Consider the following 20,189-nt stretch of genomic DNA (forward strand, 5'->3'; position numbering starts at 1 on the left):
GTCAATCGGATGGATCGCGATCAGCAATGGCCCGCTAAGGAAAGGAATGAAATACATTTTTGTCGTATTGGCCATATTGGCTGTGGCAGGTTGTGCAGCCACATCCAGACCCGTCACGCAAAGCAAGCGAGGCATCCACATCAACTGCTCAGGCCTCACGTCGTCTTGGGCAAAATGCTACGAACTGGCTACCAACTCTTGCGCGTCCAGAACATTCAAAGTGATCGCAAAATCCGGCGATGCCACCGAGGAGCCCGAAGACTATCCGTTCGGCCTGAACCCGGCGGGTTACACCAGCCGCAGCATGATCATTGTGTGCAGGAAAGTAGCACCACTGGCCGATCCGTCACCGCAGGACTGAGCCCGCGGCAACGTGAAGGCCTGATCAGACAGGGATCGTGCGGGCCTGCAGCCACAACAGCGCAGTGCCCTGCAGAAACGGGCTCAAGCGCGTCAGAACCTGCACATGGTAGTCGTTCAGCCAGGCGCGTTCTTCTGCGTTCAACATCGACACCTCGAGGCAACGGGTGTCGATCGGGCACAGCGTCAGGGTTTCAAAGCGCAGGAACTCGCCGAACTCGGTTTTGCCTGCTTCCTGGTTGATCACCAGGTTTTCGATACGCACCCCCCAGCGTCCAGGCCGGTACGTACCGGGCTCGATGGACGTGATCATCCCTGGCAGCATGGCCGTCTGCGGCGTTGCAGGTGCCTGATAGGCAATGACTTGCGGCCCCTCGTGCACATTCAGGAAATACCCCACACCGTGCCCGGTGCCGTGGCCGTAATTGACACCCTCACTCCAAATCGGCGCTCGGGCAATGGCGTCCAGTAGCGGCGACTGAATGCCCTTGGGGAAGTGAGCACGTGACAGTGCGATCACACCCTTGAGGACGCGCGTACAGTCCTGCTTCTGTTCGGCACTCGGTGTTCCGATCGCCACCATCCGCGTGATGTCAGTGGTGCCACCAAGGTACTGGCCGCCCGAATCGATCAGCAGCAAACCATCACCTTCTATCCGCGCATGCTCCGCCTCGGTGGCGCGATAATGCGGCATTGCGCCATTAGCGTTGAAACCCGCAATAGTCGCAAAGCTGGGCGAGACATAACCCGGACGTCGCTCACGTGCCTGCGTGAGTTTTTCATCGATGGTCAGTTCGCTGACAGGCTCTCGCCCCAGTGCACTGTCCAGCCAGGCGAAGAATTCGCACAGCGCCGCGCCGTCCTGCTCCATTGCCTGACGGATATGAGCCGTATCGGTCTCGGTTTTTCGCGATTTCAGCAACGTGCTCGGGTTAAGCCCTTCAACCAGCGTGACCTCACTGTCCAGGTAATCGAGCAGCCCGCAGGTAACCCGCGCCGGATCGACCAGCAGTCGCGCATCCTTCGGCAGTTCACGCAAGGCGGCGCCAATCTGCGTGTACTCCATGAGGTTGATGGCCTCGCGCTCCAGGCGCGCACGCACCGAGTCCGGTACTTTCTTCGAGTCCACGAACAGCGTGACGCTTTGCGGACCGATCAAGGCAAACGCGATGAACACCGGATTGTAGGAAACGTCTGCGCCACGCAGATTGAACAGCCAGGCGATATCGTCCAGCGTTGCAATGAAATGCCAGTCAGCTTTTCGCTCGACGATGATCTGACGAACCCGCGCGAGTTTTTCGCTACGGTCCAGTGACGCTTGGGGAGGCAAATGCTCGTAAATCGGGTGGGACGGCAACGCCGGGCGGTCCTGCCATAGCTCGGTAAGCAGGTCGATGTCGGTTCGCAGCCGCGCGCCACGTTCGTAGAGCTTGCTTGCCAAAGTCCGTGAAGAAGCTACGGCCAGAACCGCCCCATCAACGGCAACCACGCTTTCGGCCTTGGCCTCATCTGCCAGCCATTCGAGCGGACCTTGCTGGCCAGGCATCAGTTTCACCAACTCGATGCCGCTGCCGGCCAGCTCCTTGGTGGCCTGCTCCCAATAGCGGCTATCAGCCCAAATGCCGGCAAAATCCTGGGTGATGATCAGCGTACCGACCGAGCCGTGAAAACCCGACAGCCACTGGCGCCCCTGCCAATAGCCGGGCAGGTATTCGGAGAGGTGCGGATCCGCTGACGGCACCAGATAGGCATCGATGCGCTCCCTGCTCATCAAGGCGCGGGTTTGCGCCAAACGTTCTGCCACGCCTGAACTGGCATTGGATTGCGTGCTCATTGACTCTCCTGCTGACCCGGAAATTGACTGCTTTCACTGGTTCAGATAATGGAGCACTCATCAAGCCTGAGCAACCGCCCAGAACGCAGGCTGAACAAGAGAGGCGCGAATCGAGTCGACCGCACGCTCTATGTCCTGCTCGCGGGTGAAGCGCCCCAGGCTCAGGCGTATGGTCTGGCTCGCGGCCTGCGGGCTCAGCCCGAGGGCGAGCAGGACATGCGACGGCAGGTTTTTTGCCGAGTTGCAGGCGGAGGTGGACGAAAAGGCCAGACTCTCACCCAGCGCGGCGACGTCCAGATCGTTATGGGTGAAGGTAAAACTGAGTGTGTGGGCAATCCGCTGCGTGGGACTGCCGTTGATACACACCCCGGGGATCTTGGCCAGGCGCTCACAAAGAATATCACTCAGCCGCTGTACTTCAACCACTTCTTCTTCGAGCACCTCTGCCGCCAGGGCAAAGGCAGCGCCCATTCCGGCGATCTGATGCGTCGCCAGTGTCCCGGAGCGCAAGCCATATTCGTGGCCTCCCCCATGAATCTGAGCGAGCACACGCTGCTGCGCGCGCGGACCGACGTACAAGGCACCAACGCCCTTTGGCCCATAGATCTTGTGTGCCGAGAGCGACATCAAATCCACCGCGAGCTGGCTGAGGTCAATCGGCAGCTTGCCAGCGCCTTGTGCAGCGTCGACATGCAACAGCGCCCCGTGCCCACGTACGCGCCTGCCGATTTCGGCGATGTCGTTGACGGTACCCAGTTCGTTATTGACCAGCATCAGCGAGACCAGAAATGTATCGTCACGCAAGGCTGCACTGACCGCATCGGCACTGATAAGGCCCTCGCTGTCCGGCGCCAGCCAGGTAACATCGACGCCCTCTTCCTCAAGTTGACGGGCGGTGTCGAGGGTAGCCTTGTGCTCGATCAGGCTGGTGATGATATGACCGGGTCTGCCTCCGAAGACCGCTGCCTGGCGCTTGGCACGTTCCTGAGCTACCCCCTTTATTGCCAGATTGCTGGATTCGGTCGCGCCGGAAGTCCAGATGATCTGCGAGGCTTGCGCACCCACCAGGTGCGCAACCTGCCCACGGGCAAACTCCACTGCAAGGCGGGCTTTCTGGCCGAACGAATGGGAGCTGGAGGCGGGATTACCGAAGTTGCCTGATGCCCCCAGGCAATCGACCATCACTCTGATGACGCGCTCGTCCACAGGCGTGGTGGCAGCGTAATCGAAATACAGCACTGGCTCGTTCATACACGTTCCTCGTTTACAGACCATGAGGAAGATCATGCACGAAATCAAATAGAACCAAAAATTATCAATTAGTATTTATATAGATCAAAATTGAATATTTAAAAAGCTGCTGTCGTAAAATCTGTTGATCTCTCGACGCCGGACAGAGGTCGTGAGCTGTGTCTTTAAAAAGACATCGACGGATGATATTTTTTTGACACACTTATAAATCAGTACGTTAGATTCTCCGCTCTACCATTTATCAAAAATCTAACAGAAACCTGACGAAATAATTTGACAGATACCCTGCCGCCACCGATATATAGGACCGTCAGGCACATTCCGGTTTTACGCACATGCCGCAGAGCATGGCGTCGGAATCATCCGCCGAAGTTGACTGCTGTCCCGTCTCACCCTGTCAGTTATTTCCACGGCGCTTACCCGGCGCTGGCGGATGTCTGTTGACTCTCACTTCCTTTTTAAACTGCTAAATGCGTTCGGTGTGGCGGTAGCTTTGCCTGTTGCAATGCGACCCACTCGACGCTTACGCGTTGGTTCTGTGTAAGCAGCGCCCTGACTGGATCGACACGATTCGGCGGTAGCGTGCCCGGCAGTCAACGCACGTCTGCGAAAGATGCCCGGTCACCCGCTTGGCAACGCGCTGATTCAAAGAAACATGGAGGCTTCGATGATTAACGTGACCAAGACATATCTGGGTGATATCGACCAGTTCAAACGCTATGTCGAAGGCATCTACGCACGTGGCTGGCTGACCAATCACGGTCCGCTGGCCAGGGAGCTGACGGATCGACTCAAGGACTACCTGGGCGTCAGGCACATTATTCTGACCAATAACGGCACCCTGGCCCTGCAAGTGGCCTATCGGGCGCTGGGGCTGAGCGGCAGCGCAGTGACCACGCCATTCAGTTTTGTCGCGACCAGCAGTTCGCTGCAATGGGAAGGCATCCGGCCGATCTTTGCCGACATCGATGCGCACACCTGGAACATCTCGCCGAAACACATCGAAAACAGTATTGCCGAAGACACCACTGCGATCGTCGCCACCCACGTGTTCGGCAATCCGTGTGACGTGCAAGCCATCGAGCAAATAGCCCGCGAGCATAAGCTCAAGGTCGTCTATGACGGCGCACATGCATTCGCCGTGCGTCACGCAGGCCAGTCGGTGCTCAATCACGGCGACATCAGCACCTTGAGCTTCCATGCCACCAAGCTGTTTCACACCATTGAAGGTGGCGCGATCATCACCAACGATGACGAGCTGGCCAGACAGGCCCATCTGATGTGCAACTTCGGCATTTCCGGCGTCGACCGGATCGACGGCATCGGCATCAACGCCAAGCTCAACGAATTCTCTGCTGCGATGGGTCTGTGCATTCTCGACAACATCAGCAACATTCTCGAAGAGCGCGCAGAGATAGCCGATCACTACACCTCGTCGCTGCAGGACTATCTGGATCTGCAGACACCCCAGGCCGACAGCCAGTTGAATCACAGCTATTACCCTGTGGCCCTGCGCGACGAGCAACAATTGTTGAGCGTGCGTACGGCACTCAACCAGCACAAGATCAATCCTCGCCGCTACTTCTACCCCTCGCTGGACACCCTCGAATACCTGCAGCCTCAGCCCGGCCAGCCGGTCTCCAGAGCGTTGAGCGAGCGTGTGCTGTGCCTGCCTATCTATCCCGGCTTGCTGAAAAGCGAGCAGGACCTGGTGATCCGCACCCTGATCGAAGCCTGCAACGGGACTGAAACTGACTACCGGGCTTGCACCGTTGCGCGGGTCTGCTGACGACCATGCCAGGCAAACATTCCCTCATTCGCAACACCCTCCTGAATTATGGCGGGCAGGCTTACGTGCTGCTGGTCGGGATTCTGATCATGCCGTTTTATCTGGGCCATCTGGGTGCCGAAGCGTATGGCCTGATCGGCTTCTTCACCCTGCTGCAGGCCTGGCTGCAATTGCTGGATGCCGGCCTGTCGCCCAGCCTGGTGCGGGCGGTGGCGCATCAGCGAGACACCCCTGCAAGCAAACAATACCTGGGCCGTCTGCTGCGCTCGTTCGAACTGGTTTTTCTGCCGATGGCCATGTTCTGCGCCCTGCTGGTCTGTATCGCCAGCCCCTGGATCGCCGCGCACTGGCTGAACGCAAACACGCTACAACCCGACACGCTGACCCATTGCATCACTTTGATGGGCATCATCATTGCCCTGCGCCTGTATTCGACGCTGTACAAAAGCGCGATTCAGGGCCTTGAACAGCATGGCTGGCTCAACGTCGCCAATGTGTTGATCGCGACATTGCGCTACTTCGGTGGCCTGGTGCTGGTCAGTCAGTTTTCCCGGGACCCACGAGACTTCTTTGAATTTCAACTTGCGGTGGGGCTGCTCGAAACCCTGTGGTTTGCCGGCAAGGCCCGCGGGCAGATGCCTGCGCCGCATTGGCTGACCGGTCTGGACTGGCCATTGATCAAGCCGATCCTGCCCTTCGCCGCCAGCCTGTCGCTGAGCGCTGTGCTGTGGATCGTGCTGACTCAGGTGGACAAGGCTCTTCTGTCGAATCTGCTGCCGCTGGGCCAGTACGGCTACTTCTCACTGGTGGCGTTGATCGCCACCGGCATCGTGATGCTGACCAATCCGCTGGTCCAGACGCTGCTGCCGCGCCTGACAGTGTTGATGGCCGAGGGGCGGCGCGACGAGATGCACGCCTTGTTCCTCGCCGCCAATCGCTTCGCCTGCACCTTTGTGTTTCCTCTGGCGGCGGTCATTGCCCTGTATGCAGAACCGTTGATTCTCGCCTGGACCGGCGATCCGGTCGCCGCAAACTGGAGTCGCCCGGTACTGGGCTGGTACGCACTGGGCAGCGCCATCATGGCCGCCAGTGCCTTTCAGTTCTATTTGCAATACGCCTATGGCCGAATGCATTTGCACCTGTGGTACAGCCTGATATCGACGCTGGTCAGCGTGCCGGTGATGGTGCTGGCGATTCATTACCAAGGCGTGTACGGCGCGGCGTTGGCGTGGTTTTTTCTGCGCGCGACGTCTTTCGCGATATGGCCAGCCATCGTGCATCGACACCTGGCCCCCGGCCTTCATCGCCAGTGGCTGAGCGACATCCTGCGTATCAGCGTCATGACCGCTGCTGGCCTGGTGGTCAGCGCTCCCGTATTCAATCTGATTGCCGGTGAAAGCCGCAGCAGCGTGCTTCTGGCACTCGCGCTCAGCGGGCTTGTCACCCTGACGCTGGTGGCGACGAGTCACCGGCCGCTGGCATCGAAACTCTATGTTCTGTTCAGTAAACCGAGTACTTGAGCCATGGACGACACTGTAAGAAATACCGAGGAAACCTGCCTGGCGCCGCCGCTGCTGAGCATCGTATGCCCCGCCTACAATCAGGAAGGCTTCATCGCCCAGACGCTGGACGGGCTTTTGTCACAGCAGACCGATTTCAGGTACGAAATCCTGATCAACGACGACGCCTCCACAGACGCTACCGCGCGCATCATTGCGCACTACGCCGAGCGGCATCCGACGATCATTCGGCCCTTCTATCAGCAGATCAATCAGTACAGTCAGGGCAGGGCTTGCGTCCCGGGCCTGTTTGGCGAAGCGCGCGGTCGTTACATCGCCTACTGCGAAGCCGACGACTACTGGACCGATCCGCAAAAACTGCAGCAGCAAGTGGACTTTCTCGAAGCTCATCCGGATTACGTCATCACTTATCACGACGCGTTCGTCTTCGATGACCACGGCCAGTATGGAGTGCAATTGCAAGGCCACCTGCGCGCCGATGCCTCGGCGCTGGAGTTGCAACAGGCAAGACGCCTGTCGACCCTGACCGTCTGCTTTCGCAATGTGTTCAGCCAGATGCCACCCGAACTGAGCCTGTGCAGCGCACCATTGAACGATATGTGCTGGTGGTCGTTGCTGGGGGCCTACGGCAAGGGCAAGTTCATGGCCGGGATCAAGCCGGCCGCCTATCGCGTGCACCCTGGCGGGGTGTTCTCGATGCGCAGTGACAAACGCAAGTTGCACATGAACCTGCAGACCTGCTCAAGCCTGGCCAACTATTACAACCGCTTGGGCAATCAGCCGCTGTACCAGTATTTCCTGATGCAGACGGTGTGCCTGTCGCTGGCCGCACTCGCCCCCCGCCACAAACTGCAGACGCTGTGGAAAGTGGCGGTCAACATGATCGGCAATCTGCGCAGGCGCCTGCCGCCCGCCACTGGCAAAGCTCATGTTCAGTAGTGTGCTGGTGTTGTGCGTCGGCAACGTCTGCCGCAGTCCGATGGCCGTGGCGATGCTGCATGAACGCCTGCAGGCCACGCAGGTGCGTATCCAGTCGGCAGGCATAGCCGCGTTGTCGGGTTCGTCGATCGACCCGACGGCACATGCAGTGCTGCAGTCGCACCGGGTACAGCCTCGGCGGCATGCCGCTCGCCAGATGAGTCGCGAGTTGCTGCGCCAGGCCGACCTGATCCTGCTGATGGAGCAGGCGCATTTCTCCGACGTCCTCGAACTGGCCCCCGAGGTGCGCGGCAAAGCCTTTCTGATCGGCAAATGGCAGGACCCGCTCGACATCACCGACCCTTACCGGCGGCCCGCGTCAGCCTTCGAACAGACCTACGCGCAGCTCTCGCGCTGCATCGACGACTGGCTCCCTCATTTTCAGTCAGGAGCAACAGGATAAATGACCGTCATGAACCATCCTTCCCTGAATTTCCAAGCGGACCCCCGGATCGATCTGGCAACAGTCCTGCGGATGCTGTTCGATCACAAGACCCTGATCCTGTGGACCGTCGGCGTGTTTTTCCTGATCGGCCTGGGCTATGCCATTCTGGCCACACCGGTGTATCAGGCCACCGCCATGATTCAGATAGAGCCTCGGAAAATCGGCATCGAGGGCACGCCGGAAGTCAGTGCCAAGCCACTCTCGGTGTCGCAGGCGACCACCGAGATCGAGCTGATCAAGTCCCGCGCGCTGCTGGGCAAGGTCGTCGACGATCTGCAGCTCAATAGGCTCCAGACACCTGATTTGTTTCCTGTGATCGGTCCTTATCTGTATCGCACCTTCAAGCCCGCACGCGACGGTGAGCTGGCGCAGCCTTTATTCGGCCTGACCCAATATGCGTGGGGCGGCGAAAAAATAGAGGTGTTCCAACTGGAAGTGCCGGAGCACCTGCTGGGTGAAAGGCTCACCCTGACCGCAGGCAAACCCGGCCAGTTCTCGCTCTACGACAGCGAACACAATCTGCTGCTCGGCGGTGCGATCAATCGCGTGGTCGAAGGCCACGGAATCAAGATCCAGGTCGCTACGTTGCAGGCACGGCCCGGCACCGATTTCACTGTCTCCAGACAGCGCACGCTCAGCACCGCGCTGATCTATCAGAACCGCCTGAAGATCGCCGAGGCCGGCAGGGACTCGGGCATCATCTATCTGTCGATCGAGGACCAGGACGCACAACGGGCCAACCGGATTCTCGATGAGGTCAGCCATCTGTATGTACGTCAGAACGTCGAGCGCAGTTCGGCCGAGGCCGCCCAGCGCCTGCAGTTCTTGCGCTCGCAGTTACCCGCCGTACGCAAGCAGCTTGAGGAATCGGAGACCGCACTGAACACCTTCCAGACCAGCGCCCGATCGGTGGACCTGAGTATCGAAACCAAGGGGGTGCTTGACCAGGTGGTCAGTCTTGACTCGATGCTGTCCGAACTGAAACTCAAACGCGTCGAACTGGAGCGGCTGTATACCCGTGAGCACCCGACCTATCGCAGCCTGATGAGCCAGATGAACCAACTGGAACAACAGCGCCAGGGCCTGCTGAAAAAAATCGACGCGCTGCCCATGACCCAGCAGGAGCTGTTGCGCCTGACCCGCGATATGCAGGTCATCAGCCAGACCTACACACTGATGCTCAACAAAAGCCAGGAGCAGGACATTCTGCGCGCCGGCAACATCGGCAATGTACGGGTCATCGACAACGCCGACACCAATGTCGAAAGACCCGTCAAACCGATGAAAACGCTGATTGTGCTGATTGCCACGCTGCTCGGCGCACTGGTGGCGATGACCATGGTTTTCGTGCGTCAGGCGTTCTATCGCGGCGTAGAAAGCGCCGAGATCATTGAAAATCTGGGCATGCCAGTCTACGCGTCGCTGCCCTACTCGCGTCAACAGGAGCATCTGGACAAGCGCGACCATGCTGGCCAGGAGTCGAAGCTGCTGAGCATCGCCGCGCCCGCCGAGCTGGCGATCGAGTCATTGCGCAGTCTGCGCACAAGCCTGCACTTCGCCATGCTTGAAGCGCGCAACAACGTGCTGATGATATCCAGCCCGACACCCGGAGCAGGCAAGTCTTTTGTGTCGAGCAATCTGGCGACCATCATTGCCCAGACCGGCAAACGGGTCCTGCTGATCGATGCCGACATGCGCAAAGGCTACCTGCATCGCCTCTTCGGTCTGCAACCCAAACACGGGCTGTCAGACACCCTGGCGGCGCGTCTGCGCTGTACCGAGGTCATCAACACCACCCGTGTCCGGCATCTGGATTTCATCTCCTGTGGTTTCGCCGCGCCTAACCCCTCAGAGCTGCTGATGCATGACAACTTCCACAAGATGCTTACCGAACTGTCGCCGCTGTATGACCTGATTCTGATCGACACCCCGCCCATCCTGGCCGTAACCGACGCGACGCTGGTCGGCCGTCAGGCGGGCACTTGCCTGCTGGTGGCGCGCTTCGGCATGACCACCGTCCAGGAAATCGAAGCCAGCAAACGACGTTTGGGTCAGAACGGAATTCTGATCAAGGGCGCCATTTTCAACGCGGTGGTGCGCAAGGCTACGACCTCCGACTACGACTGCGCCGCCTACGGCTACAACTACCACCCCGCGCCACGATAACCAGGGCGCCGCGTGCCGCTGACCGAGCTGTTTCATTTAAAAGGAATTAACCATGTCCCGCTCCGACCAGGATGTCCGCTGGTACTTGATCCAGACCAAACCACGGCAGGAAGCCCGCGCCGAAGAACATTTGCGGCGTCAGCAGTTCGAGTGCTATCGACCGTTACAGGCCGATGCAAAAAAAACCGGCGCTAAGGCTCAGGCCGGCGAGCCCTTGTTCCCCGGCTATCTGTTCATTCACATGGATCAGGTGCAGGACAACTGGTACCCGATTCGCTCCACCCGCGGCGTCTCGCGCATCGTGACCTTCGGCGGTCATCCGGTGCCGGTTCGGGATCATCTGATCGAGCAGATCCGCCAGCGACTCGCCACGCCCGCGCCGAAAGCACAGTTTACCCAGGGCGACGCAGTGCTGATCACCCATGCCAGCTGGGGTGACGTCGAGGCCATCTTTCTGAGCGAAGACGGCGCGCAGCGCGCGGTGATCCTGCTCAATATGCTGCAACGCCAGCAAAAAGTGGTGCTGCCGATCAGCAGCCTGTCGCGAATCGAGGCGAGCGCCTAGCGCTCGAACCCGCCGCAACCTGCCGCACGACGTGTACTGAAAGCATGCGTCGCACGCCTGTTCCACCAGCCTCGGAATCGCACCATGCCGCGCCAGACCACCCTGGTGACGCTCACCTATGGTGACCGTTTCAGCTATTTGCACACCCTGATCAGCCGCTCGCTGGAAAGCCCGCTGATCGGCCGTGTGATCGTTGTCAGCAATGCTTCCACCGCGCCGCTGCAAGCGCTGTGCGATAAGTGGCCCGATCGGGTTCAGGTGATCTGGCTGCCGCACAACACCGGCTCGGCCAATGGCTACTCGGTGGGCATCAACGCCGCGCTGCAAACCGGAGACGACTGCATCTGGCTGATGGACGACGATAACGCACCGACCGCGCATGCCATCGAGGCATTGCATCGATCCTTGCGTGAACGGCAACTCCTCGACGGCCAGGACAACTGCGCGGTGCTCGGCTTTCGCCCCACGCATCAAGCCGACATCGCCGCAGGTGTGCCGCTGCAATACGCAATCCAGCGGCGCTCAAGCTTCTTCGGCTTTCACATCGCCCAGTTGCCTTACAAGATCTGGCGACGCCTGCCGTGGGGACAGCCCGATGCGACCCGGCTGATGCCGGAGCGCGTGCAACTGCCCTTTGCCACTTACGGCGGGCTGCTTGCCCATCGCAGCCTTTACCAAAAGATCGGCCTGCCACTGGATGCTCTCAAGCTGTACAGCGATGACAGCGAATACACCTGGCGCATCACCGACGGTGGCGGAAAGCTGTTTCTGGTGCCCGATGCGCGGCTGGATGATCTGGAAGACTCCTGGAACATCAAGGCACGGACCCGCAATGTCTATGAAAGCTACCTGCTGGGCGGGTCGGATCTGCGCGCCTACTACGCAGCGCGTAATCAGGCCTGGTTCGACAAACATGTCTGGGCGGCTTCCACGCTCAGCTATCGGCTCAATCGCCGGATGTTTCTCTGCCTGCTGAGCCTGTATGCCTGGCGCCATGACGCGGCCCAGCGTCTGGACCTGCTCAACGACGCCATTCGCGAAGGGGAAGCCGGCAGGCTGGGCCTGAACAGGGCCTACCCACTATGAAAATCCTTTTCATCAATAGCCTCTACGCGCCCGATATCGGCGGCGGCGCAGAAATCATTCTGCAGCGTACGGTCGAGGGCTTGCAGCAGCGCGGGCACAGCGTCGCGGTATTGGCCACCACTGACCGGCCTGGCCTGCAACTGGCTGAGGTCAATCGGGTCAAGGTCTATCGGGCCGGCCTTCTTAACCACTATTGGCACTTCATCGCCCAGCGTCCTGGCCGTCTGGCGCGCTTTGCCTGGCACTGGCGCGACCGCTACAACGCAGGCATGCGTGAGTACGTGGAGCGCGTGATGGAGCTGGAGCAGCCAGAACTGGTGGTGTGCCATAACCTGACGGGCTGGTCGGTGTCGGCATGGGACCAGATCACCCAGGCCAATTGCCCGATCGTGCAGGTGCTGCATGATTTCTACCTGCTCTGCCCGGCAAGCACGATGTTCAGCAAGGGCAAAAACTGTCAGCGCCGCTGCACGACATGCACACGGTTGCGCAGCCATCATGCACAACAGTCGGAACAGGTCAGCGCGGTGGTCGGCGTCAGCCGCTTCATGCTCGACACGCTGCGGGCGCAGGATTATTTCAAGCATGCCAGAGGCTATGTGGTGCATAACGCCAGCCCGTTTACGCCAGCGCTTCGCGAGCAGCCCAAAGCACTTGTCGATAACGCACCGTTGCGTTTCGGTTACCTGGGCACCCTGTCGACCAACAAGGGGCTGGAGTGGATGATCGAGCAGTTCCAGCGCCTGCCGTTCAAAGCCACCTTGCAGATCGCCGGGCGCGGACAGCCATCCGATGAAAAGCGCTTCAGGGCCATGGTCACTTCCCCTGACATCAGCTTCGTCGGTTTTCAGAGGCCTGAGCATTTCTATCGCCAGATCGACGTGGCGGTTGTGCCTTCCCTGTGGAATGAGCCATTCGGCATGGTCGCGGTCGAGGCGTGCGCGCACTCGCTGCCGGTCATCGCCAGCCGCATGGGCGGGCTCACGGAAATCATTCAGGAACCGCTTAATGGCTTGCTGTGCAGCCCCGATGACCCTGACTCACTGGGGCTGGCGATGCTCAAGCTGCATCAGCAGCCCGAACTGCTGGCACGCCTCGGCAGCCAGGCACGCAGCAGCGTCGCGTCATTGATGAACCTGGACTTGATGCTGGACCAGTACGAAAGCATCTTCGCCCAGACCTTGCAGGATCGCAGCACGTAGCACCTGGCAAGTAGCACGGCGAACGGGCGCAGTCGCCCCGTTCGACGACATCACGGACACGGTGTGGCACCCGCCAGCCCACTTTCATCAGCAGGACGCTCAAGATGATTTTCATCAATGCACGGTTTCTTACCCAGGACATCAGTGGTGTACAGCGCTACGCAGAGCAGATGTGCCGAGCGCTGAAGCGACTGCGCGACGATCTGGTATTCGTTGCCCCGCATAACATCAGACTGCATGACTGCGCCAGCGCATTGGAGGCGCACTGCATCGGGCGCTCCACCGGGCATGTGTGGGAGCAGATCGACCTGCCGCTGTACCTGAAACGTCGGGGCAGTCCGTTGCTGATCTCGATCAGCAACACCGGGCCCATGCTGTATGGCAACCAGATTGCGACTCACCACGACATCAACTATGTGCGCTACCCGCAAAGTTACACCCGGTTGTTCCGGCTGGCCTATCGGACCATCACCCCGATCCTGCTGTCGCGCGCCAGAACGCTGATCACCGGCAGCCACTTCTCGCGCAGAGAAATATCCTCGTTCTATGGCTACGCAGAAGACAAAGTGCTCGTCGTACCGGCTGCGGTCAGCGACGATTTCATCCCGGGGCCGACCGCTGTGAATCGTCCGAACTACCTGCTGGCCGTGTCCTCGCCGGCCGTACACAAGAATTTCAGACGCATGATTCAGGCCTTTCTCAGCCTGCGTGGCCACCCGGATCTGCAGTTGCATATTGTCGGCGCAGCCAGCGCGCTGTTTGCCGACCCGAACCTGCAACACATCGCCTGTCGTGACCCGCGTATCCGTTTTCTGGGTCGCCTCAGTGATGCCGAGCTGATCGCGCAGTACCAGGGCGCGACTGCGTTCGTCTTCCCTTCGCTTTACGAGGGCTTCGGCATCCCGCCGCTCGAAGCCCAGGCCTGCGGCTGCCCGGTGCTGGCGGCCAATGCCGCGTCGATCCCGGAAGTTCTGCAGGCCAGTGCGCTGTATTTCGACCCGCTGGACGTCAGCCACATGGCCGCAGCCATGCAGCGCATTCTGCTGGATGCGCCCTTGCGCAACGCGCTGCGTGTCCAGGGCCTGCAAAACGTGCAGCGTTTTTCCTGGGAGCTTTCCGCACAGCGTCTTTCCCAGCACATCGATACGTTGCTGGCGTCCGACCCCGCGCAGCAAAGCAGACTGAACATCGCCACCGAATCGTCCACCGGCAAACCCTGAATCCACAACAGCAAGGCCAGGATGCGCGCCGTCGCGTCCGCATTAGTGCGGGCCATTACAGCAAGGAACGCCCATGAGAATCGCTATCGTCCACGACTGGCTGGTGAGCTACGCCGGTGCCGAGCGCGTGCTCGCGTCATTGATCAACGTCTGGCCCGCTGCGGACCTGTTTGCGGTCATCGACTTCCTCAGCGATCAGGACCGCGCGCACCTGCATGGCAAGGTCGCCAGAACGACGTTCATCCAGAAGCTGCCCGGTGCCCGCAAACACTATTCGCGCTACCTGCCACTGATGCCGCTGGCCATCGAGCAACTGGATCTGTCCGGCTATGACCTGATCATCAGCAGCAGCCACGCAGTGGCCAAGGGCGTGCTGTGCGGCCCGGACCAATTGCACATCAGCTATGTGCACTCGCCGATCCGCTATGCCTGGGACTTGCAGCATCAGTACCTTCAGGAGTCAGGGCTGAGCAAGGGAATCAAGGGTGGCCTGGCGCGCCTGATCCTGCATTACATGCGCTTGTGGGACCAGCGCACGTCGACCGGCGTGGATGCCTTCATTGCCAATTCCGGGTTTATCGGTGCGCGCATCAGCAAGGCCTATCGACGCGACTCCACCGTCATCTACCCGCCGGTGGACACGCTCGGCTTCACCGCACAGGGCACACGTTGGGACTTCTACCTCTGCGCCTCGCGAATGGTGCCTTACAAACGCATGCCGATGATTGTCGAGGCCTTCGCCGCGATGCCTGACAAACGCCTGATCATGATCGGCGACGGACCGGACCTGGCCAAGGCACAGGCCATTGCCAGCCAGGTGAGCAACGTGACGCTGCTGGGTTTTCAGCCAGGTAACGTGCTGCTCGAGCACATGCGCAGTGCCAAGGCGTTTGTCTTCGCCGCCGAGGAAGATTTCGGCATCAGCCCGGTCGAAGCCCAGGCTTGCGGCACGCCGGTCATCGCCTTCGCCAAGGGCGGCGTCATGGAGACCGTGCGCGGCCTGGATCACCCGCAACCGACCGGCGTGTTCTACCCACAGCAAACAGTCGCATCACTGATCACCGCCATAGGCGAATTCGAAGCGGCGCAATCACGCATCTCTCCCGAGGCCTGCCGGGCCAATGCCGAGCGGTTTTCGGTCGCGCGCTTTGAGCAGGAGATCAAAGCCTTCGTCGAGGACCGTCTGGCCCTCTCAAGCAGGGTTCATCTGGCGCGCCTGCCTCAATCGCAATGTGCCGCCCAGACATCTCCCGGGCCTAGCAGTGAACTGCCTGGCCGTGTCGTCTCCCTGAAAACCGTCTGAACGAGCCCTTCCCATGCGTACTTCAGTTCGCGGCATTCTGCGTGCCCACCAGTCAGCGCTTTCGCTCGCCCATCGCTTGCTGGACCTGACCGTCATTGTGCTGATCGGTTACTGGCAAACCGGGCTGACGGTCACCGACAGCACAGAGGCCTGGTCGCACATTTTCCTCGCGGTGCTGGTCTTTCACTGGGTCAGCGAGTACCACCAGTTGTATGGCTCATGGCGTGGCGAGCGCATCCTGCGCGAGCTGACCAAGGTCTTCAGTTATTGGGCGATGACCTTCATCACCCTGCTGTCGCTGAACAGTCTGCTGCTCGCTCAGACGCAATTGCCCGATAACGGCCAGATGAGCTGGTTCGCGCTGGCACTCGCCGTGCTGTGCGGCTACCGGCTGCTTATTCGTCTGGCCCTGCACACCCTGCGTCGGCGTGGCTTCAATACGCGCCGGGTGGCGATCGTCGGCACCGGCCAGGTCGGCGAGCGGCTGGCCCGGTCCATCGCCCTGGCGCCCTGGATGGGCCTGATCCTGCTCGGCTTTTACGACGCGCATCCGCAGCAGATGAATCTGCAGGCGCACAAGCGCCGCCCGCCCGTACTGGGTGACCTGCAGCAGTTGATCGAAGATGCCCGCGCTGGCCGGATCGACAAGGTGTACATCACCCTCGCCTTCAGCGCAGAACCGCAACTGCGCGAGTTGATTACGGGCCTGAGCGACACCACCGCCTCGGTGTACCTGATTCCGGATGTGTTCATGTTCGACCTGCTGCACGCGCGCAGTGAAAGCATCAACGGCCTGGCCAGCATCAGCATTTTCGACTCGCCCATGGACGGTGCCTGGAGCCTGGCCAAACGTGCCGAAGACATCGTGCTGTCGAGCCTGATTCTGTTGCTGATCGCCGTGCCCCTGCTGACCATTGCGGCAGCCATCAAGCTTACCTCGGCCGGCCCGGTGCTGTTCCGCCAGCGCCGCTACGGGCTGGACGGCCGCTCGATCATGGTCTGGAAATTTCGCAGCATGAGCGTCCAGGAAAACACCGATGTGGTGCTTCAGGCGACGCGCAACGACGCGCGGATAACACCGCTGGGCCGCTTTTTGCGCCGGACGTCGCTGGATGAGCTGCCGCAGTTCTTCAACGTGCTGCACGGCGACATGTCCATCGTTGGCCCACGCCCCCACGCCATTGCCCACAACGAGCAATACCGCAGGCAGGTCAGCGGTTACATGTTGCGCCACAAGGTCAAGCCCGGCATCACCGGCTGGGCGCAGATCAACGGCTGGCGCGGCGAAACCGACACGCTGGACAAGATGCGCATGCGCGTCGAGTTCGACCTGGAATACATCGAGCACTGGTCGATCTGGCTGGACCTGAAAATCATTCTGCTGACGCTGCTCAAGGGGTTCGTCAACAAGAACGCCTTCTGATGCCAGCGCTGACCTGAGCACACACCGAACACCCTCGGTACGCAACAAGAACGGAGCAATCCCATGAAAGGAAAAACGTCATGAATCGAAGCGTTACTGCGTTACTGCTGGTCAGCCTGGCGCTGCAAGGCTGTGCATTCGCGCCGGGGCAACATATGACGCCGGATGACGTCACTCTCGACAAACCGGACGAACCCCGTGCACAGCTGATCGAGGTCACGCCGAAGACCCTGCAGCAACAGCAACTGCGCGCCACTGCAGAGGCCAAGGCCCTGCCGCAGGTGCTGCTGGACTACAGGACTCCGGAATACGTGATCGGTGCTGGCGATACCTTGCTGGTCACCGTGTTCGAACACCCCGAACTGACCGCGCCGGGCTCACAGGACCAACTGGATGCCAACACCCGGGAAGTGCTCAACGACGGCACGCTCTACTTCCCCTATGTAGGCAGAATCCGCGCGAGTGGCAGAACGGTCAGCGAGGTTCGTGAGCAATTGCGCATGGGCCTGGCGCCGCAGTACACCGAGGTCAAGGTCGACGTCAAAGTGCTGCGCTACAACAGCCAGCGAATACTGCTGTCCGGCTCTTTCAAGGTCCCCGGCCCGCAACCGATTACCAATATTCCGTTGAGCCTGGTGCAGGCGGTGAGTGTCGCCGGCGTCGACCTGACCGATGCCAACCTGGCCGGGCTGACCCTGCGCCGGGAGGGCAAGGACTACCTGATCGACATCGACTCGCTGAACCGCCGGGACTCGCAACTGAGCCGGATCTTCCTGAAGGACGGCGATTACCTGCACCTGAACAGCAACTCGCGAAACAAGATCTACGTGCTGGGCGAGGTCCGTAACCCTCAGGTGATCTCGTTCGGCACCACTCGCCTGACCCTGCTCGAAGCGTTGGGAAACTCCGGCGGCCTCAGCCCGGACAGCGCAGACGGCGATGCGGTGTACGTCATACGCGGTGCGGAAAACTTTGCCCGGGCACCCTCCACCGTCTACCACCTCAACGCGAGAAAGCCCACCGCCTACCTGCTGGCCGGGCAGTTCGAGCTCAAGGCGCAGGACGTGGTGTTCGTCGGCCCTGCCGATATCACCCGCTGGAGCCGCTTCATCAGCCAGCTGCTCGGCTCGGCCAGCGTGATACAGACCGGTGCGGCCTTTCGCAACTGAACCGCGCGGCCGTTCGCCAATCTCCCTGCACGCGGTTGTGCAGGGATTTTTTTGCCTGTCGCACTGCGCCAGACTGTTGCCAGAGCAACAGCGGTTCAACAGTTGACGGCTTTTGCATCAGCGCGGCGAACTCTCTCCCCCTGCGTGAAAGACACGCAGACCCAACGGCTGCGGGCCATCGCCAGACACACAAGAAGGCTGGCACATAAGCTGCTTTGCAGGCTTACGTTTATCGCAAGGACATCCCACATGCGCGTCGTTTCACTTTCAGGCAGTCCCTCCCCCAAATCCCGTTCCGGCGTTGTGCTGGCCCACGCCGGCCGCTGGCTGCAGAGTCACGGCGTTGAAGTCACCACATTGCGCATACGCGACTTCAATGCGGAGGACCTGCTTTTCGCCCGTTTCGACAGCCCGCAGGTGCTCGAATTGATCGAAGCGGTCAGTCAGGCCGATGGCCTGCTGATCGGCACGCCGGTATACAAGGCGTCATTTTCCGGCGCATTGAAAACCCTGCTCGACTTGCTGCCCGAGCGCGCGCTGCATGGCAAAGTGGTCTTGCCGCTGGCCACCGGCGGCAGTATCGCGCACATGCTGGCCGTGGATTACGCGCTCAAACCGGTGCTGTCGGCGCTCAAGTCGCAGGAAGTGCTGCACGGCATCTTCGCCATCGATACCCAGGTCAGCTACGACGACAACGAATTAGGCGGTACGCTGGACGAAATCCTCACGGAGCGTCTGCATGAAGGGCTGGAACATTTCCACCATGGCCTGCAACGTCGCTTGCAGGCGCGTCACCAGCAGGCTGGCGGGCACTTGCAACTGGCGTTGTAGTGCCGGAATAGCAAAGGCATCAATGCTCGATAAACAGCGGATACAGCGAGGCCACCAACAGCGCTGCCATCACGCCGTTGAAAATACGTAACCCGAGCGGATCGCGCAGAACGTTGCGCAGCAAACTGCCAAAGCCTGCCCAGACGCCCACGCTGGGCAGGTTGATCAGCGCAAACACTGCCGAAATCACCAGCACATTGTAGAAGTAGCCCTGCATGGGGGTGTAAGTGCTGATCGCGCCGATCGCCATGATCCAGGCCTTGGGATTGACCCATTGAAAAAGCGCGGCGCTCATGAAACTCAGCGGCTTACCCTGGCTGTCGACGCTATCGGAGGCCGGTTCCGACGTGGCGATTTTCCAGGCCAGGTACAGCAGATAGGCAGCGCCCACATAGCGCAGGATCGTGTAGAGCACCGGCCAGGTCTTGAACACGCTGCCCAGACCGAAACCGACGGCCAGCACCAGAACGAAAAAACCGACACTGATACCCAGCATGTGCGGCAGGGTGCGACTGAAACCGAAGTTCACGCCCGAGGCCAGCAGCATCATGTTGTTGGGGCCGGGAGTGATGGAGGTGACGAACGCGAAGAGTGTGAATGCCAGAAGCAAATCGAAAGAGAGAAACATGCTGCCTGTCCGGATCAGTGAGTCAGGTGCTCACCCTATCGAAGGCGGTGCAGGAAACACACGGACAGTTGACGGCCAATTACAGCAGTACAGTTCTTGCACAACGCACTTTTCAAGCCGACTGTTAACCTTGTGGCTGCTGACCCGCGACACCCCGATCGACGCTTGTTTCGCCTGTTTCATCGAAGTCCCGCGCCTGCTGGATCTGCGGATCCGCCATCAATTGCGCCTTGCGTGCCTGATACTCATCAAATGACAGGCCTCGACGGTTGAGGTCTTCAAGAGCCAACTGATGGCTTTCTTCAGCGCTGAACGCCCGCTGCTCGACAGCGTGGTGAGTGGAGCAGCCGGAAACCAGCGCAACAGTGAATGTCAGGACAAGCGCAAGGGCGAGCATACGGTTCATCGGGGGCCTCCGG

18 protein-coding genes are annotated in these 20,189 nt (G+C 60.2%); 14 read left to right on the top strand and 4 right to left on the bottom strand.

Features of this window, described 5'->3' with window-relative positions:
• Nucleotides 1-46: 46 nt before the first annotated feature.
• Entirely contained in the window at nt 47-361 is a 315-nt protein-coding gene (locus JOE39_RS09890; protein ID WP_046265685.1) for a hypothetical protein, read from the top strand.
• 24 nt (nt 362-385) lie between these two features.
• Here the strand turns inward: JOE39_RS09890 and JOE39_RS09895 are convergent, their stop codons facing one another.
• Both JOE39_RS09895 and JOE39_RS09900 read right to left on the bottom strand, forming a co-directional pair.
• Nucleotides 386-2,194, bottom strand: a complete 1,809-nt coding sequence (locus JOE39_RS09895) for an aminopeptidase P family protein (RefSeq protein ID WP_057445637.1) — start codon at nt 2,192-2,194, stop codon at nt 386-388.
• 60 nt (nt 2,195-2,254) lie between these two features.
• Nucleotides 2,255-3,445, bottom strand: coding sequence for an aminotransferase class V-fold PLP-dependent enzyme (locus JOE39_RS09900; RefSeq protein ID WP_046265683.1), 1,191 nt, complete (start codon nt 3,443-3,445; stop codon nt 2,255-2,257).
• A 667-nt stretch (nt 3,446-4,112) separates the two neighbouring features.
• Here JOE39_RS09900 and JOE39_RS09905 point away from each other — a divergent pair.
• The 13 genes from JOE39_RS09905 (at nt 4,113) to ssuE (ending at nt 19,142) form a co-directional block, all read left to right on the top strand.
• Nucleotides 4,113-5,234 (top strand): DegT/DnrJ/EryC1/StrS family aminotransferase, encoded by a 1,122-nt coding sequence (locus JOE39_RS09905; protein ID WP_024663609.1) that lies wholly within the window; start codon nt 4,113-4,115, stop codon nt 5,232-5,234.
• 5 nt (nt 5,235-5,239) lie between these two features.
• A complete protein-coding gene (locus JOE39_RS09910; protein WP_016568463.1) occupies nt 5,240-6,754 on the top strand; it encodes an oligosaccharide flippase family protein in 1,515 nt (504 codons plus the stop codon).
• Nucleotides 6,755-6,757: 3 nt separating this feature from the next.
• Nucleotides 6,758-7,693 carry a glycosyltransferase family A protein gene (locus JOE39_RS09915; RefSeq protein WP_003348528.1) on the top strand — a complete coding sequence of 312 codons (936 nt, stop codon included), beginning with the start codon at nt 6,758-6,760 and terminating at the stop codon, nt 7,691-7,693.
• The gene (locus tag JOE39_RS09920) at nt 7,683-8,135 is read left to right on the top strand and encodes a low molecular weight protein-tyrosine-phosphatase (RefSeq protein ID WP_003420458.1); all 453 of its coding nucleotides are present in this window, start codon (nt 7,683-7,685) and stop codon (nt 8,133-8,135) included. The genes JOE39_RS09915 and JOE39_RS09920 overlap by 11 nt, the downstream gene beginning before the upstream one ends.
• Complete coding sequence (locus JOE39_RS09925) at nt 8,136-10,343, top strand: polysaccharide biosynthesis tyrosine autokinase (protein ID WP_210077417.1); 2,208 nt, start codon at nt 8,136-8,138, stop codon at nt 10,341-10,343.
• Nucleotides 10,344-10,395: 52 nt separating this feature from the next.
• Complete coding sequence (gene rfaH / locus JOE39_RS09930) at nt 10,396-10,908, top strand: transcription/translation regulatory transformer protein RfaH (protein ID WP_004417240.1); 513 nt, start codon at nt 10,396-10,398, stop codon at nt 10,906-10,908.
• Nucleotides 10,909-10,992: 84 nt separating this feature from the next.
• Nucleotides 10,993-11,994: a glycosyltransferase gene (locus tag JOE39_RS09935; RefSeq protein WP_003391733.1), complete on the top strand. Its 1,002-nt coding sequence runs from the start codon at nt 10,993-10,995 to the stop codon at nt 11,992-11,994.
• The gene (locus tag JOE39_RS09940; RefSeq protein ID WP_046719234.1) at nt 11,991-13,196 is read left to right on the top strand and encodes a glycosyltransferase family 4 protein; all 1,206 of its coding nucleotides are present in this window, start codon (nt 11,991-11,993) and stop codon (nt 13,194-13,196) included. The genes JOE39_RS09935 and JOE39_RS09940 overlap by 4 nt, the downstream gene beginning before the upstream one ends.
• A gap of 104 nt (nt 13,197-13,300) precedes the next feature.
• Complete coding sequence (locus JOE39_RS09945; RefSeq protein WP_024663602.1) at nt 13,301-14,416, top strand: glycosyltransferase family 1 protein; 1,116 nt, start codon at nt 13,301-13,303, stop codon at nt 14,414-14,416.
• Nucleotides 14,417-14,489: 73 nt separating this feature from the next.
• Nucleotides 14,490-15,719 (top strand): glycosyltransferase family 4 protein, encoded by a 1,230-nt coding sequence (locus JOE39_RS09950; RefSeq protein ID WP_210077415.1) that lies wholly within the window; start codon nt 14,490-14,492, stop codon nt 15,717-15,719.
• Nucleotides 15,720-15,732: 13 nt separating this feature from the next.
• Nucleotides 15,733-17,142, top strand: a complete 1,410-nt coding sequence (locus JOE39_RS09955; protein ID WP_210077414.1) for an undecaprenyl-phosphate glucose phosphotransferase — start codon at nt 15,733-15,735, stop codon at nt 17,140-17,142.
• A gap of 80 nt (nt 17,143-17,222) precedes the next feature.
• The gene (locus JOE39_RS09960) at nt 17,223-18,311 is read left to right on the top strand and encodes a polysaccharide biosynthesis/export family protein (RefSeq protein WP_210077412.1); all 1,089 of its coding nucleotides are present in this window, start codon (nt 17,223-17,225) and stop codon (nt 18,309-18,311) included.
• A 249-nt stretch (nt 18,312-18,560) separates the two neighbouring features.
• Nucleotides 18,561-19,142 (top strand): NADPH-dependent FMN reductase, encoded by a 582-nt coding sequence (gene ssuE, locus JOE39_RS09965; protein ID WP_003348618.1) that lies wholly within the window; start codon nt 18,561-18,563, stop codon nt 19,140-19,142.
• A 19-nt stretch (nt 19,143-19,161) separates the two neighbouring features.
• Here the strand turns inward: ssuE and JOE39_RS09970 are convergent, their stop codons facing one another.
• On the bottom strand, nt 19,162-19,770 hold the full coding sequence (locus tag JOE39_RS09970) for a LysE family translocator (protein ID WP_024649996.1): 609 nt from the start codon (nt 19,768-19,770) through the stop codon (nt 19,162-19,164).
• Between the two features lie 124 nt (nt 19,771-19,894).
• A complete protein-coding gene (locus tag JOE39_RS09975; protein WP_096134697.1) occupies nt 19,895-20,176 on the bottom strand; it encodes a hypothetical protein in 282 nt (93 codons plus the stop codon).
• Nucleotides 20,177-20,189: the final 13 nt, after the last annotated feature.

The sequence above is a fragment of the Pseudomonas sp. PvP100 genome (assembly GCF_017833055.1).
In the GTDB taxonomy this organism is placed as follows: Bacteria; Pseudomonadota; Gammaproteobacteria; order Pseudomonadales; family Pseudomonadaceae; genus Aquipseudomonas; species Aquipseudomonas syringae.

What these genes read in the sequence shown, in the direction of transcription:
- JOE39_RS09890 (WP_046265685.1), top strand. Translation starts at nt 47, where the DNA reads ATGAAATACATTTTTGTCGTATTGGCCATATTGGCTGTGGCAGGTTGT.
- ssuE (WP_003348618.1), top strand. Translation starts at nt 18,561, where the DNA reads ATGCGCGTCGTTTCACTTTCAGGCAGTCCCTCCCCCAAATCCCGTTCC.
- JOE39_RS09945 (WP_024663602.1), top strand. Translation starts at nt 13,301, where the DNA reads ATGATTTTCATCAATGCACGGTTTCTTACCCAGGACATCAGTGGTGTA.
- JOE39_RS09895 (WP_057445637.1), bottom strand. Translation starts at nt 2,194, where the DNA reads ATGAGCACGCAATCCAATGCCAGTTCAGGCGTGGCAGAACGTTTGGCG.
- JOE39_RS09940 (WP_046719234.1), top strand. Translation starts at nt 11,991, where the DNA reads ATGAAAATCCTTTTCATCAATAGCCTCTACGCGCCCGATATCGGCGGC.
- JOE39_RS09915 (WP_003348528.1), top strand. Translation starts at nt 6,758, where the DNA reads ATGGACGACACTGTAAGAAATACCGAGGAAACCTGCCTGGCGCCGCCG.
- JOE39_RS09950 (WP_210077415.1), top strand. Translation starts at nt 14,490, where the DNA reads ATGAGAATCGCTATCGTCCACGACTGGCTGGTGAGCTACGCCGGTGCC.
- JOE39_RS09910 (WP_016568463.1), top strand. Translation starts at nt 5,240, where the DNA reads ATGCCAGGCAAACATTCCCTCATTCGCAACACCCTCCTGAATTATGGC.
- JOE39_RS09900 (WP_046265683.1), bottom strand. Translation starts at nt 3,445, where the DNA reads ATGAACGAGCCAGTGCTGTATTTCGATTACGCTGCCACCACGCCTGTG.
- JOE39_RS09905 (WP_024663609.1), top strand. Translation starts at nt 4,113, where the DNA reads ATGATTAACGTGACCAAGACATATCTGGGTGATATCGACCAGTTCAAA.
- JOE39_RS09960 (WP_210077412.1), top strand. Translation starts at nt 17,223, where the DNA reads ATGAATCGAAGCGTTACTGCGTTACTGCTGGTCAGCCTGGCGCTGCAA.
- JOE39_RS09925 (WP_210077417.1), top strand. Translation starts at nt 8,136, where the DNA reads ATGACCGTCATGAACCATCCTTCCCTGAATTTCCAAGCGGACCCCCGG.
- rfaH (WP_004417240.1), top strand. Translation starts at nt 10,396, where the DNA reads ATGTCCCGCTCCGACCAGGATGTCCGCTGGTACTTGATCCAGACCAAA.
- JOE39_RS09975 (WP_096134697.1), bottom strand. Translation starts at nt 20,176, where the DNA reads ATGAACCGTATGCTCGCCCTTGCGCTTGTCCTGACATTCACTGTTGCG.
- JOE39_RS09920 (WP_003420458.1), top strand. Translation starts at nt 7,683, where the DNA reads ATGTTCAGTAGTGTGCTGGTGTTGTGCGTCGGCAACGTCTGCCGCAGT.
- JOE39_RS09935 (WP_003391733.1), top strand. Translation starts at nt 10,993, where the DNA reads ATGCCGCGCCAGACCACCCTGGTGACGCTCACCTATGGTGACCGTTTC.
- JOE39_RS09970 (WP_024649996.1), bottom strand. Translation starts at nt 19,770, where the DNA reads ATGTTTCTCTCTTTCGATTTGCTTCTGGCATTCACACTCTTCGCGTTC.
- JOE39_RS09955 (WP_210077414.1), top strand. Translation starts at nt 15,733, where the DNA reads ATGCGTACTTCAGTTCGCGGCATTCTGCGTGCCCACCAGTCAGCGCTT.